The following is a 13,637-nucleotide window of genomic DNA, read 5'->3' as shown; positions in this document are numbered from 1 at the left end:
GGCCCGCGACTTTCCACAGGCGCCGCAACGCCGCAAGCGGCGCCTCCGCCACAAGACGCTGATGTGCGATCGGAGCAGGGTGGGGAGTTCTCCCCATCGACCTGGCGTGATCGGTGCCGATAGGTTTTGGGTGTCGGCTCCGGAGGGGGGTCGGGACATCTACTTTCAGGAGGGCCGTCATGGCTGATTTCGGTGCGTCTTATGGCGAGATGGAGCAGGTTGCGAGCTCGCTGGCGCAGGCTCGTGATGACATTCAGGGTCAGCTGGACACCCTGAAGACGCAGGTCGACACGCTTCTGGGCGATGACTTCAAGACGCAGCACGCGTCGGGCAAGTTCGGTGAGGGCTACTCGGAGCTGACGACGGGTCTGAAGAACGCGGTCGATGGCATCAACGACATGTCCGAGTCGCTGCTGGGCATGATGCGCGCGATCCAGGACCTCGACCAGCAGCTCGCCGGCAGCTGATCGGTTCGCGACATCGATTCGGTGCGGACCGGGCTGCATCCTGGTCCGCACCGAACTGAGGCGGTGTTGCGTTCGATGATCGTCGACGATGTGATCGAGCGGCGACGGGCACCAGGCTTCATCCCCGCAGACCTGATCACGGCGAACGCGAAGGAGCAACCCGGGTGGCGCGAGTGACGGCGGAGACGCCGCAGGAACTGGCGCAGCACGCGACCGGCTGGGATCGAGTGTCGTGGTGGAAGCTCGAGGCCACCGCGTTCCGCGCGCACCCCGAGGTGCAGTTGGCGCTGGCCCGGTTGGCGCCGCGTGAGGCCTGGAGCTCGCTCATGCCCGATCGTCCCGCTTTCGTGCAGCCGCTGCTCGCTTTCGCGCAGATCGCCTCCCTCGTGATCCCCGCCGTCGCCGCTTTCGCCTCGTTGCGAGCGGTGCTCATCGAGGGCGATCAACTGGATCTCGCGGTGGCGGGCACGGCGATGGGCGTCGCCGCCCTCATCGCGTTGTTCGGGGTGCTGTCGCAGCGAGGCCGCCCTGAGAGCGTGCACCCGCGCACCATGCGCACGATCGGCATCGTCCATCTGATCTCCGCGTTGGCGGTGGCGGTCGTCGCGGTGCAGGCACTCCTCGATGATCGACTCCTCGGTGCCTGGGGCATCGCCGGCGTGCTGGTCGACCTCGCGCTCGGCGCCTTTCTGACGATCCGCCACCGCCGGATGCCGACGGATGAGAACCGCGACAACATCGAGCGTGCCGGTGCAGGCTTGAACCGTCGGATCGACGCGCTGCCACCCGCAGCGGCGGCGGCGACCCTCACGACGATCGGGGAGGCCGTCGACATCCTCGCCTCGCGTGGGCTGATCAGTGCTACCGATGCTGCGCGCGCGCGCCGCGCACCGTTGGGTCTGCTCGCGGCCACGATGACCGCCGTGGCGGGCATCGTCCTGACGGGATGTGGAGCGACGGTGGCGCAACCGACGGGAGACGAGCTGTACCAGGAGGCGGAGAGCCTGTACCTCGACTTCCGCGAGACGACGAATGGCGTGCTGGCCGTCATCAACGAGGGGCCGTGGGAGGTGCGGACGTACGGGATGACCCCATCCGGTGTCGGGTGCGACGACGGCTGGAAGTTCGACCTGACACGCACGACCACGATCGATCCGGCAGAGGTGGCTGGCAGGCGCGACGCTGTCGCGCAGCACCTGGTGTCTGAAGGCTTCGATGTCGACGGCATGGATCTTGCGTCGGGCGAGGTCGCGTCTAGCGACGTGATCGTCCGTGAGCAGGGCGTCTACTCCCTGCTCACGGTGACGCTGGTCGACAACGGGAACGTCGTCGTCACCGCCACGTCGCCGTGCAAGCCCGGCGACAAGTTCGAGCTCAGCCGGATGCTGTTCGGCAAGGGCCCCCTGCCTGAGGGGTATCTCCCCGACCGGGAATCTCCCTCCGACCCCGTGTTCTTCGGCACCGACCGCGGCGAGCGCTGACTCTCATCGCGACGAGCCGACGAGATGTCGACGGTTCGTCGACGGCTGTCGAGTGCACCGGGTCGTACGGATCAGTCTGAGTGATGTGAAACTCACGAACAGGGGAGATCATGTCGAGCATGGCCGCCATCGGCAAGGGTCGTTCGGAGCAGGCGACATGACGTCGGGGCCCGCCGCGCGTTTCGCGGCATCGCGCCGCACGTGGGAGCCCATCGACTGGTGGCGTCTCGAAGCGCGTGCCTGGCAGGAAGCGCCCGAGGTGCGTCGGGTCATGGCCTTCTCAGCGCCCACCTCGGTGTTCCGGGAGTTGGCTGCCCACTCGGGTCGGCACCCCGTGATGACGATCCTGCTTCTGATCTGGAATCTCGTCGGGATGGCGGCGCCGGTGGTTGGTGCTGCGCTGCTTCTCGGGTGGGTGTTCGGCCGAGCGGATATCGCCGCGGTCGGCGCTGCTGGTGTCGTCTTCGCCGCGGGTGCCGTGGTCGCCGGTGCCGGGCTGCTCACGAGCGGGAGTGATGGGGGCCGCGTCGACGCGGGATCCGCTCACGCCGTCGGCTGGATACACGCTCCGGCAGCGGCCGTCGCGCTGGTCGTATCAATACTCGCAGCGACCCAGGATCAGGCCGAGGGCATGTGGGGCATCGCGCCGATCGCGGCAGATCTCATCGTGGGCGCGTTGTACTTCGTGGTCTTCCGGCGCAAGCCGACGGACGGCTCCGCACGCTGGAAGGGGACGGTGGATCGGCTCGCCGCGGCCATCGCCGCTCTCGATGAGGACACACGCGCCCGCATCCTGGCGGATGTCGGCGACGCCATCGATGAGCTCGAGACCGCGGGCCGCATCACGGAGTCCATCGCGACGGACGCGCGGCAGACGCCGCCCGGTATGCTCGGCGCGCGCTTCGCGCCCCGCCGCGCTCGACCGGGCGCTGACGCCCGCCCGAGCGACGAGCCTCATTGAGAACGGACTCCCGCCGCGCGCTTGTCAAGGGCACCGGGTCGCGTGATTCGGCCTGAGTAGTGTGAGCCTCACGAACAGGGGAGATCACATGCAGGCATGGCCGGGTTCCGCGTATCCGCTCGGAGCGACCTACGACGGCAACGGGACGAACTTCGCCCTCTTCAGCGAAGGCGCCGAGAAAGTCGAGCTCTGCCTCTTCGATGAGGACGGCACCGAGACGTGCGTCGAGTTGCGCGACGTCGACGCCTTCGTCTGGCACGCCTACCTGCCGAACGTGCAGCCGGGGCAGCGTTACGGCTACCGCGTGCACGGTCCGAACGACCCGGCCGACGGCAAGCGGTTCAACCCGAGCAAGCTGCTGCTCGACCCGTACGCCAAGGCCGTCGAGGGTCAGATCGACTGGGGACAGCCGGTGTTCGGCTACAACTTCGGCGAGCCGGACTCGTTCAACGACGAGGACTCGGCCGCTCACATGATGAAGGGTGTCGTCGTCAACCCGTTCTTCGACTGGGCGGGCGACCGTCAGCCGAAGATCCCGTACGCCGAGAGCGTCATCTACGAGGCTCACGTGAAGGGCCTGACGCAGCTGCACCCCGACATCCCCGAGGACATCCGCGGGACCTACGCCGGGCTCGCGCATCCCGCCGTGATCGACCACCTCAAGAAGATCGGCATCACGGCGATCGAGCTGATGCCGGTGCACCAGTTCGTCAACGACTCCACGCTGCAGGAGAAGGGCCTGTCGAACTACTGGGGCTACAACACGATCGCGTTCTTCGCGCCCCAGAACACCTACTCGGCCACGGGCGACCACGGCCAGCAGGTGCAGGAGTTCAAGGCGATGGTCAAGGCGCTGCACGCCGCCGGCATCGAGGTCATCCTCGACGTCGTCTATAACCACACCGCCGAGGGCAACCACATGGGCCCGACCCTCTCGATGCGCGGCATCGACAATGAGGCCTATTACCGGCTCGAGGACGACGACAAGCGCTACTACACCGACTACACCGGCACCGGGAACAGCCTCAACGTCGGCAACCCGCACGCACTGCAGCTGATCATGGACTCGCTGCGCTACTGGGTGACCGAGATGCACGTCGACGGCTTCCGCTTCGACCTCGCGGCGACGCTGGCGCGCGAGTTCTACGACGTCGACCGGCTGTCGGCGTTCTTCGAGCTCGTGCAGCAGGACCCGATCGTCTCGCAGGTCAAGCTCATCGCCGAGCCGTGGGACATCGGCCCCGGCGGTTACCAGGTCGGCAACTTCCCGCCGCAGTGGACCGAGTGGAACGGCAAGTACCGCGACACCGTCCGTGACTTCTGGCGCGGCGAGGCTTCGACGCTCGGCGAGTTCGCCTCTCGGCTCACCGGCTCGGCCGACCTCTACGAGCACGACGGCCGGTGGCCGGTGGCATCCATCAACTTCGTCACCGCGCACGACGGCTTCACGCTGCGCGACCTCGTGTCGTACAACGAGAAGCACAACGACGCCAACGGCGAGGACGGCAACGACGGCGAGTCGCACAACCGCTCATACAACATGGGCGTCGAGGGACCCACCGACGACCCGCACGTGCTGACCATGCGCGCCCGCCAGCAGCGGAACTTCCTCGCGACGCTGCTCCTCAGCCAGGGCGTGCCGATGATCTGCCACGGCGACGAGCTCGGCCGCACGCAGCAGGGCAACAACAACGGCTACGCGCAGGACAACGAGCTGACCTGGATCCACTGGGACCAGGTCGACCAGCCGCTCATCGAGTTCACCGCGGCCCTCGCGCGCCTGCGCCGCCTGCACCCGACGTTCCGGCGCAGCCGGTTCTTCGACGGGCGCCCGGTGCGTCGCGAAGAGGGCGCCCCGGTGCCCGACATCATGTGGCTGCGCCCTGACGGCACCGCTATGCAGCCCGAGGACTGGGACTCCGGGTTCGGGCGGGCGGTCGGCGTCTTCCTCAACGGCGACGGCATCCGCGAGCGCGACCGTCGCGGCGAGGACATCTCCGACGACCACTTCTTCGTGCTGTTCAACGCCGGTGACGACGAGGTGGAGTTCACCGTGCCCTCCGACCAGTACGCGGACCGATGGGAGGTGCTGATCGACACGAGCGGCGAGCTCGTCGGCACCGACCCGCTCGAGGGCGGCAACGCGCTGCAGGTCCGTGCCAAGTCGCTCGTCGTCCTGGGGGAGTACACCGAGCCCGAGCCCGAGACCGACCACTCGGTGGCGGCCTCGCTTGCGGGGTACACGACGCCCATCGACATCGTTCCCGCCGAGGCGCCGACCCCCGAGGTCACGGGCCGATGACGGCTCCGATCTCGACCTACCGGCTGCAGATCCGACCGGCGTTCGACCTCACGGCGGCCGCCGAGGTCACGGACTACCTCCGTGACCTCGGCGTGGACTGGGCCTACCTCTCTCCGCTGCTCGCGGCGGCGGAGGGGTCGGACCACGGCTACGACGTCGTCGACCCGACGATCGTCGACCCGCGCCGCGGCGGCGCCGAGGGGCTCGCGCGCTTCTCGGCCGCCGCCCGCGGTGCCGGACTCGGTGTGCTCGTCGACATCGTGCCCAACCATCAGGGCGTCGCGGTTCCGGCCGAGAACCCCTGGTGGTGGGACGTCCTCCGACACGGTCGCGCATCAGTCCACGCCGAGGCGTTCGACATCGACTGGGAGTACGGCGGGGGCAAGGTCGGCCTGCCGATCCTCGGCTCCACGCTCCGCGAAGCCGTCGCCGCCGGTGAGATCGAGGTCGCGCCGGTGACAGCCGACGAGGCGAACGGCGCCGAGGGTGTCGCCCGCTACTACGACCACGTGCTGCCGCTCGCCGACGGAACCGCACCCGCGGCGGCGACCACCGACCCCGCCACCGTGGATGCCGTGCTCGCCGCGCAGCACTGGCGTGCCGCGTTCTGGCGCGACGACGCGACCGAGCTGAACTACCGGCGCTTCTTCGCCGTGAACACGCTCGCGGGTGTGCGCGTCGACGTGCCGGCGGTCTTCGAGGCGAGCCATGTCGAGATCCTCCGCTGGCTGCGCGAGGGCTTGGCCGACGGCCTCCGCATCGACCACCCCGACGGCCTCGCCGACCCCGGCGGATATCTCGAGCAGCTCGCCGAGGCGACCGGCGGCGCGTATGTCGTGGTCGAGAAGATCCTCGAGCACGCCGCCACGGATCACGCCGAGCAGCTGCCGTCCTGGTGGCCGACCGCCGGTACGACCGGGTACGACGCGATGGCCGAGATCGACCGCGTGCTCATCGATCCCGCCGGCAAGGGTCGACTCGACGAGCTCGACGCCGCGCTCCGCTCGGCCGATGCCCCCGCGTCGTACGACGAGATCGTGCGCGAGGCCAAGCGTGCGGTCGCCGACACGCTGCAGGCCGCAGAGGTGGGGCGTCTCGTGCGCTGCCTGCCCGATGAGGTGCGCGAAGCGCTGGGAGCGGATGTCGCGCGCGACGCGTTCGCCGAACTCCTGACGAGCTTCTCTGTGTACCGCGTCTATCCGCCGGTGGGTGACGAGCTCGTCGCCGAGGCGGTGGCCGCGGCATCCGCATCCCGCCCCGATCTCGCCGACGCGATCGCGACCCTCGCCCCGCTGGTCACGGCGGGCGACACCGAGCTGAGTCGCCGCTTCGGTCAGACGACCGGGCCGGTCATGGCCAAGGGTGTCGAGGACAGCGCGTTCTACCGTTATCCGCGTCTCGGCACGCTCACCGAGGTGGGCGGCGACCCGGGCGTCTTCGCCCTCGACGTCGCGGGCTTCCACCTCGCGCAGGCGAACCGCCAGGCGATGTGGCCGCAGGCCCTCACGGCGCTGAGCACCCACGACACCAAGCGCAGCGAAGACGTCCGCGCCCGGCTGTCCGTCATCGCCGAGCTGCCCGGCCGCTGGTCCGACGCCCTCGGGCGCCTCCGGGCGATCGCCTCGACCGGCGACGGACGCCTCGACGACCTGCTCTGGCAGGCGATCGTCGGAGCGTGGCCCGCGTCGCCCGAGCGGCTGCGCGACTACGCCGAGAAGGCCTCGCGCGAGGGCGGGATCGTCACCTCGTGGACGGACCCCGACGAGGATGCCGAGGCTCGCATCGTCGCACTGGTGGATGCCGCGACCTCGGGTGACGCCCGTGCGGTGGTCGAGGAGGTCGTCGGTGAGCTGACGGCTCCCGGGCGCTCGAACTCCCTCGCCGCCAAGCTGCTGCAGCTGACCGCGCCCGGGGTGCCCGATGTCTATCAGGGCTCCGAGCTGTGGGACCTCTCGCTGGTCGACCCCGACAATCGTCGCGACGTCGACTTCGCCGAGCGCCGCGAGCTGCTCACGAAGCTCGACGGCGGATGGCATCCCGAGATCGACGACTCCGGTGCGGCGAAGCTCCTCGTCGTCTCGCGGGCGCTCCGCCTGCGTCGCGATCGTCCCGAACTGTTCACGCGCTACGCCCCGCTGCCGGTCGTCGGCTCCGCCGCCGACCACGCGATCGCCTTCGACCGCGGCGGCGCCGTCACCGTCGCGACGCGCCTGCCCGTCGGCCTCGCCGCGCGCGGCGGATGGGGCGGCACAGTCGTGATGGTTCCGCCGGGGCGCCACGTCGACCAGCTGACCGGCCATGCCTGGAACGGCGGCGCGGTGCGCTTGGCCGACCTGCTCGACACGTACCCGGTGGCGCTGCTCGCCGCCGAACGTCCGACCGCCGAAGGGAAGAACGCATGATCGAGGTATGGGCGCCGCGCCCCGAGCGGGTGCGGCTGCGACGGCCGGATGCCGCGGACGTCGAGCTCTCGCGCTCGGCGGACGGCTGGTGGTCGGCCGACGTCGACCTCGGCCCGGGCGATCGGTACGGCTTCGTCCTCGGCGACGGCGACGACGCGCGCCCCGACCCGCGCTCGCGGCGGCAGCCTGACGGCGTCCACGGTCTGTCGGCGATCGACGACCCGTCGTCGTTCGCGTGGACCGATCAGGCCTGGACGGGAAGGTCGCTCGCCGGCGGCATCATCTACGAGCTGCACATCGGCACCTTCACGAGCGCCGGCACGCTCGACGCCGCCATCGGGCGCCTCGACCATCTCGTCGAGCTCGGCGTGACCCACATCGAGCTCCTTCCGGTCAATGCCTTCAACGGCACCCACAACTGGGGCTACGACGGGGTGCTCTGGTACGCCGTCCAGGAGAGCTACGGCGGGCCGGACGCGTACCGCCGATTCGTCGATGCCGCGCACGGGGCCGGTCTCGCCGTCATCCAGGACGTCGTCTACAACCACCTCGGGCCTTCGGGAAACTACCTGCCCGAGTACGGTCCGTATCTTCGCGACGGTCGCCGCAACACGTGGGGCGACAGCGTGAATCTCGACGAGGATGCCGTTCGCGAGTACATCATCGGCAACGCCGAGATGTGGTTGCGCGACTTCCACGTCGACGGGCTGCGGCTGGACGCCGTGCACGCGCTGCACGACGACGACAGCCCCGTTCACATCCTCGGCGAGATCGCCGACCGCGTCGACGCGCTCGGCACGCACCTCGGGCGCCCGCTGACGCTCATCGCCGAGAGCGACATGAACGACCCCGTCATGATCCTGCCGCGCGAGGCGGGCGGGCACGGGATGACGGCGCAGTGGTCGGACGACTGGCACCACTCCGTGCACGTCGCGCTCACGGGCGAGACGGGCGGCTACTACGCCGACTTCGACGCGCTCGACGCCGTGCCGAAGACCTGGAACTCGGGCTTCTTCCACGACGGCACCTACTCGTCGTTCCGGGGCCGCGAGCACGGCCGTCCGATTCCGGCCGAGTCGCCGTCGTGGCGGCTGGTGACCTTCGCGCAGGACCACGACCAGATCGGCAACCGCGCGGCGGGCGATCGGCTGTCGGCGACGCTCGACGCCGACCGGCTCGCCGTCGCGGCCGTCCTGACGCTGACCGCGCCGGGAACCCCGATGCTGTTCATGGGCGAGGAGTGGGGCGCGTCCACGCCGTGGCAGTTCTTCACGTCGCACCCCGAGCCCGAGCTCGCCGAGGCGACCGCTGCCGGACGGAAGCAGGAGTTCGCCGAGATGGGCTGGGATGAGGACCTCGTTCCGGACCCCAACGATCCGGCGACCTTCCTGCGGTCGAAGCTCGACTGGACGGAGGTCGGCGAAGGCGACCACGCTCGCCTGCTCGCGCTGTACCGCGAGCTCGGACGGCTGCGCCGTTCGGTGCCCGACCTGACCGACCCGCGATTCACCGCGCGCGGTGCCGGTGCGGCGGAAGGTGAGGGCGGCCGGCTCTACGACCTCCAGCGAGGTCGTGCACGCGTGCTCGTGAACCTCTCCGAGGCGCCGTGGCGGGTCGAGCCGAACGGCGACGTGGTGTGGCTCGAGACGCTGCCGAGCCGGATCGTCGACGATCTGCTCGTCGTCGAGCCGAACTCGGCCGTCATCGTGGGGCCGGATCTGTCAAGCGGATGACCGGCCGCGGGGTCGGATCTACCGTGAAGGGATGAGCACCACAGCGCACCACGCCGCCCGCCCTCCGCAGAAGTCGTCGGACCTCGTCCGGCAGATCGCGGTCATCTCGGCCGTCGTCTTCATGATCATCGCCGCGATGGTCGGGACCGGGCTCTTCGGCGGGACGAACGTGCGCGATCTGCAGGGCGGCGCGCTCGACGCCGACTCGACGGTGCTCGCGCCGGGAACTCAGGCGTTCAGCATCTGGTCGGTCATCTACCTCTTCATGATCGGCTACACGATCTGGCAGGCGCTGCCCGCGCAGCGCTCCCGCGACCGGCAGCGGCTCGTGGGATGGTGGATCGCGCTGACCGCCGTGCTCAACGGGGGATGGCTGCTCGCGGCGCAGTTCACGACCTTGCCGCTGACGGTCGTCGCGATCGTGGCGCTCCTCGCCGCGCTCGGCTGGACGTTCCACCTGCTGGTGCGCTCGCGGCCGCAGTCGGTCGGCGACCGGCTGCTCATGGACGCCACGGTGGGCCTGCACCTCGGATGGGTCTCGCTGGCGACGGTCGCGAACGTCACGGCGTGGCTCAGCCGCACCGTCCCCCAGTCGTGGGGCATGCAGGCCGACGTGTGGGGTGTGGCCGTGCTCGTGCTCGTGGCCGCCGTCGGCGTGGGCATCGCAGCCTTCTCGCGCGGGCGCCCCTCGCCGATCATCGCGCTGTCGTGGGGCCTGGCGTGGGTGGCCATCGCCCGCACGACCGATCAGCCCCACTCGACGCCGGTGGCCATCGCCGCCATCGCCGTCATCGTCGTGGTCGTCGCCGCCGCAGCCGTGACGGCCTGGCGCTCGAACGGCCGCGAGCACCGCGGCATCCTGCGCCGCACCCGCACAGCCTGACCGGTCGCCTGACCGGCCGCGCCGATACATTCGTCGGACCCATGGTGCTGGTGTCGCCTCGAACGTCGTCGGAGGCGACATCCGCACCACCGATCCGACGGTTGTATCGCGCCCGGCGTCAGAACGTCGCGGCGAACGCGGCGAGGAAGCGGCTCGGCTCGGTCACGGGGGCCGCGAGCACGCGGGCCGCGACGCGGTCGTAGTCCGCCGCGTCGAAGTAGCCGTCGTTGCGGTAGATCGTCATGCGCTCGGTGAAGTCCTGCGGCGTCGGCTCGGGGTGGAACTGCGTCGCGTACAGGCGATCTCCCACGCGGTAGGCCTGCACGGGACAGGCGCTGTTCGTGGCGAGGAGCACCGCCCCGGCGGGAAGCGTCTGCGTCCCCTCCTTATGCGCGGTGAGCGCGGCGAAGGTCGGGGAGAGCGAGCCCAGCAGCGGGTCGACCCGGCCGGCCTCCGTCAGGGTCACGTCGGTCGGGCCGGTGTCCTCGGGGTAGTCGCGAGAGATCGTGCCGCCGAGGTAGGTCGTGGCCACGCCGATGCCGAAGCAGGTGAACAGCGCCGCCGTCCGAGCGGATGCCGCCGCCTCGACGATGCGCGCGAGGTCGGCCTCCAGGCGCAGCTGGCCTTCCGGCTTCGCGCCGGGATCGTCAGTGGCGTTGAAGGGGCTGCCGCCGACGACGAAGCCGCGCCAGCGCGTGAACGCGTCCGCGGGCAGGGCGTCGCGCGTCAGATCGATGCGCTCGAGCTGGGACTCGTCGAGGCCCATGGCGGTGCGGAAAGATGCGTACTCCGCGTCCGCGGCCGCCTGCTGCGGGCGCACGCAGACGTACACGAGCGGGGCCATGCCGAAAGTCTATGGTTCCCGCCGAGCCGACCCGGTGGGGATGACCTTCCGTGACGAGCGGAGGACAATGGCCGGATGACCGCCCGCGTGATCATCTCAGACCCCAGCGAGCTCATCGCGGTGCTCGACCGGCTCGACGTCGCCGCCGCGCGCCGGGGCTGGCGGGTGCGCCGCCCCGTCGACGCGGCCGGCATCGAGTCGCGGGCGCGGGACGCTCGCACGGCGATCCGGTTGCCCGCTCCCGTCGTGGTCGAGCTCGAGGCGGATCCGGATGCCGCCGCGCCGGACGACCCGATCGACGCCGCCGCCCTGCTGAGCCGCACTCCGGTTGCGGGTGCGATCCCCGACGGGGCGCGGCGGCTGCACGGGGCGTGATTCGGGCGACCGGCGCTGGCGGTGCGCGTCAGCGCGAGGAGTTCGCGGTACGGCCGCGCACGATCCCGATGAACGTCTCTACCAGCGGCGTGGTCGCCTCCGTCGGCCAGGCGAGCGCGACCGTCGACGTCGGAGCGTCGACCACGGGCCGGTACGTGGTGTCTTTGCGGTGATGCAGTCGCGCGAGCGACATCGGCACGAGCACGATGCCGACGCCGGTGGCCGCCGTCGCGACCGCGTCACCCGTCGTGGCAATGGCGGAAAAGGCGGGGGCGATGGCGCCGGGGACCTCGATACCCAGAGCGTCATCACCGGTCACCATGACGACCTCCCCGGCGAGGTCGGCGAGGGTCAGCTCATCGGCGACGGTGAGGGACGAGTCGGCGCTGCACACGGCGACCGTGATCTCGTCGTAGAGCGGGATGATGCTCAACCCAGCGCGTTCGATCGGAAGCCGCACGAGGGCGGCGTCGACCTCACCGCTCGCGAGGGCGGCGGCTTGGTCGACGAACTCGAGGGAGACGAGATCGACCGGGTTCGCCGGCATCCGCTGCTTCCACACGTCGATCCACTTGCCGGGCGTGGCACCGGGAGCGGCGCCGAGACGGAAGGCGCCGAGCGCGCTGAGATCCGGCGCAGCGGCATCCGACTCGCGACGGGTTCCCGAGTCGCGCTCCGTCCTCCGGGCTCCGGGCCGCTGTCCGGATGCCGCGGCGCCACGGCGCCCGGGGGCACCGCCGCCTCGGCCGCCGCTACGCGCGGGACGGCCCGAGGAACGTCCGGGTGTCATGCCTGAAGCGTATCCCGGGGCAGACGCGATCGGCGGGCCCGCGCAGTGCGGACCCGCCGATCGTCGACGGTGCGGCGGCCACCGCTGGTCGGTCAGGCGGCCAGCCGCAGTCCGCGCTGATCGGTCGCCACGTGCTCGCCGTCGGCGATGTTCTCGTCGTCGCCGATGAGAGAGCCGCCCGCCACGTGCGCGTGCGCTCCGATGAACGCGCGGATGCCGATCTTCGCCCGCGGACCGATGGCGGCGCCGGAGCCGACGTGCGCGTGCGGTGCGATCTCGACGTTCGGGCCGATGACGGCTTCGCGCTCGATCCACACGCCACGGCCGATGTGAACGCCCGCGGCGACCTGGACTCCGGGTTCGACGTAGGCGCCTGCTTCGACCAGTGCGGTCGGGTGCACCTTGGCCCCGTTCGCGATCAAGCCCCGACCGTTCGCGTGCTTGCGGTAACGCAGCGTCTCTCCGCGGTCGTTCTCGATGTCGATGTAGTTCTTGCCCACGATCCCCTCCGACAGTTCCGGGTCCGGTACTGAGTACTGGAAACAACCCCGCGACCCGCGTTTTCATTCCCACGAATCATTCGGAGCGGCAGGTCGACCGGTTTGCTGGAACAAGCGTGCGATGCGCAGCCGCCGAGGTCGAAGGGGTGTGCGAGCTGACCTTCGCGCGATAACATGCCGCCGCCGCGGGGCTTGCTTCCACTCGCGCCCCGGTTTGCGAGGATGGGCGGGTGGAGCCTTCTCGCGCACCGTCGACCGGACCTTCCCTCGTGTTCGAGGCGGCGCTCACGCGCCACACCCGCGCGGAGGATCTGCTCGGCATCGTGACCGGCACATTCGTGGCATCCCTCGGCCTCTACCTGTTGCAGTCGTCGGGCTCGGTGACCGGCGGCACCGCGGGCCTCGCGCTGCTTCTCGGTTACGCGACCGGATGGTCGTTCCCGGTGCTGTTCGCAGTCGTGAACGCGCCGTTCGCGGCGCTGGCCCTGTGGAAGAAGGGGGTGTCGTTCACGATCCGCACCTTCGTCTCGATCGGCCTGGTCTCGGCGTTCACCTTCGTGCACCAGCACCTGCTGCAGTTCGCGAGCATCGAACCCATCTACGGCACGCTGGGCGGCAACCTGCTCGCCGGCGTCGGGCTGCTGATTCTGTTCCGCCACCGTTCGAGCCTCGGCGGGGTCAACATCATCGCCCTGGTGCTGCAGGAGCGCATGGGCTTCAGTGCGGGATGGACCCAGATGATCTTCGATGTCGTGATCATCGCGTCCGCGCTGCTGGTGCTGCCGTGGCCGGCGGTGCTGCTCAGTGCTGCCGGAGCGGTCGTGCTGAGCGTCGTGCTCGTCCTGAACCACCGCCCCGGTCGGTACATCGGCCGCTGAGTGCAAGCGTCGGATCGCTCC

12 protein-coding genes are annotated in these 13,637 nt (G+C 70.2%); 9 read left to right on the top strand and 3 right to left on the bottom strand.

Annotated features, from left to right (window positions below; translation table 11 throughout):
• Nucleotides 1-179: 179 nt before the first annotated feature.
• The 7 genes from P6897_RS14525 (at nt 180) to P6897_RS14495 (ending at nt 10,229) form a co-directional block, all read left to right on the top strand.
• A complete protein-coding gene (locus P6897_RS14525; protein ID WP_282501585.1) occupies nt 180-467 on the top strand; it encodes a WXG100 family type VII secretion target in 288 nt (95 codons plus the stop codon).
• Nucleotides 468-631: 164 nt separating this feature from the next.
• The gene (locus P6897_RS14520; protein ID WP_282501584.1) at nt 632-1,948 is read left to right on the top strand and encodes a hypothetical protein; all 1,317 of its coding nucleotides are present in this window, start codon (nt 632-634) and stop codon (nt 1,946-1,948) included.
• A gap of 157 nt (nt 1,949-2,105) precedes the next feature.
• Nucleotides 2,106-2,909 carry a hypothetical protein gene (locus P6897_RS14515; protein WP_282501583.1) on the top strand — a complete coding sequence of 268 codons (804 nt, stop codon included), beginning with the start codon at nt 2,106-2,108 and terminating at the stop codon, nt 2,907-2,909.
• A gap of 88 nt (nt 2,910-2,997) precedes the next feature.
• Nucleotides 2,998-5,211, top strand: coding sequence for a glycogen debranching protein GlgX (gene glgX, locus P6897_RS14510; protein WP_114588808.1), 2,214 nt, complete (start codon nt 2,998-3,000; stop codon nt 5,209-5,211).
• Nucleotides 5,208-7,613: a malto-oligosyltrehalose synthase gene (gene treY / locus P6897_RS14505; protein ID WP_282501582.1), complete on the top strand. Its 2,406-nt coding sequence runs from the start codon at nt 5,208-5,210 to the stop codon at nt 7,611-7,613. Before glgX ends, treY begins: the two co-directional genes overlap by 4 nt.
• A complete protein-coding gene (gene treZ / locus P6897_RS14500; RefSeq protein WP_282501581.1) occupies nt 7,610-9,346 on the top strand; it encodes a malto-oligosyltrehalose trehalohydrolase in 1,737 nt (578 codons plus the stop codon). Before treY ends, treZ begins: the two co-directional genes overlap by 4 nt.
• Nucleotides 9,347-9,377: 31 nt before the next feature.
• Entirely contained in the window at nt 9,378-10,229 is an 852-nt protein-coding gene (locus tag P6897_RS14495) for a tryptophan-rich sensory protein (protein ID WP_282501580.1), read from the top strand.
• A gap of 118 nt (nt 10,230-10,347) precedes the next feature.
• On the opposite strand, the gene P6897_RS14490 is transcribed toward P6897_RS14495, so the two are convergent.
• On the bottom strand, nt 10,348-11,073 hold the full coding sequence (locus P6897_RS14490) for a GMP synthase (RefSeq protein WP_282501579.1): 726 nt from the start codon (nt 11,071-11,073) through the stop codon (nt 10,348-10,350).
• A gap of 75 nt (nt 11,074-11,148) precedes the next feature.
• Here P6897_RS14490 and P6897_RS14485 point away from each other — a divergent pair, with 75 nt between their 5' ends.
• Nucleotides 11,149-11,448: a hypothetical protein gene (locus P6897_RS14485; RefSeq protein ID WP_112617750.1), complete on the top strand. Its 300-nt coding sequence runs from the start codon at nt 11,149-11,151 to the stop codon at nt 11,446-11,448.
• 28 nt (nt 11,449-11,476) lie between these two features.
• Here P6897_RS14485 and P6897_RS14480 read toward each other — a convergent pair whose 3' ends face one another.
• Both P6897_RS14480 and P6897_RS14475 read right to left on the bottom strand, forming a co-directional pair.
• Entirely contained in the window at nt 11,477-12,238 is a 762-nt protein-coding gene (locus P6897_RS14480; RefSeq protein WP_282501578.1) for a LysR substrate-binding domain-containing protein, read from the bottom strand.
• A 92-nt stretch (nt 12,239-12,330) separates the two neighbouring features.
• On the bottom strand, nt 12,331-12,738 hold the full coding sequence (locus P6897_RS14475; RefSeq protein ID WP_023953942.1) for a UDP-3-O-(3-hydroxymyristoyl)glucosamine N-acyltransferase: 408 nt from the start codon (nt 12,736-12,738) through the stop codon (nt 12,331-12,333).
• A gap of 230 nt (nt 12,739-12,968) precedes the next feature.
• Between P6897_RS14475 and P6897_RS14470 the strand changes: the two genes are divergently transcribed.
• Nucleotides 12,969-13,616, top strand: a complete 648-nt coding sequence (locus P6897_RS14470) for a YitT family protein (RefSeq protein WP_112617752.1) — start codon at nt 12,969-12,971, stop codon at nt 13,614-13,616.
• The last annotated feature ends 21 nt before the right edge of the window (nt 13,617-13,637 follow it).

The organism is Microbacterium sp. BDGP8 (assembly GCF_029991045.1).
GTDB lineage: Bacteria > Actinomycetota > Actinomycetes > Actinomycetales > Microbacteriaceae > Microbacterium > Microbacterium plantarum.
Note: the sequence above shows the minus strand (reverse complement) of the source record. Positions and strands in the feature narration are given on the sequence as shown.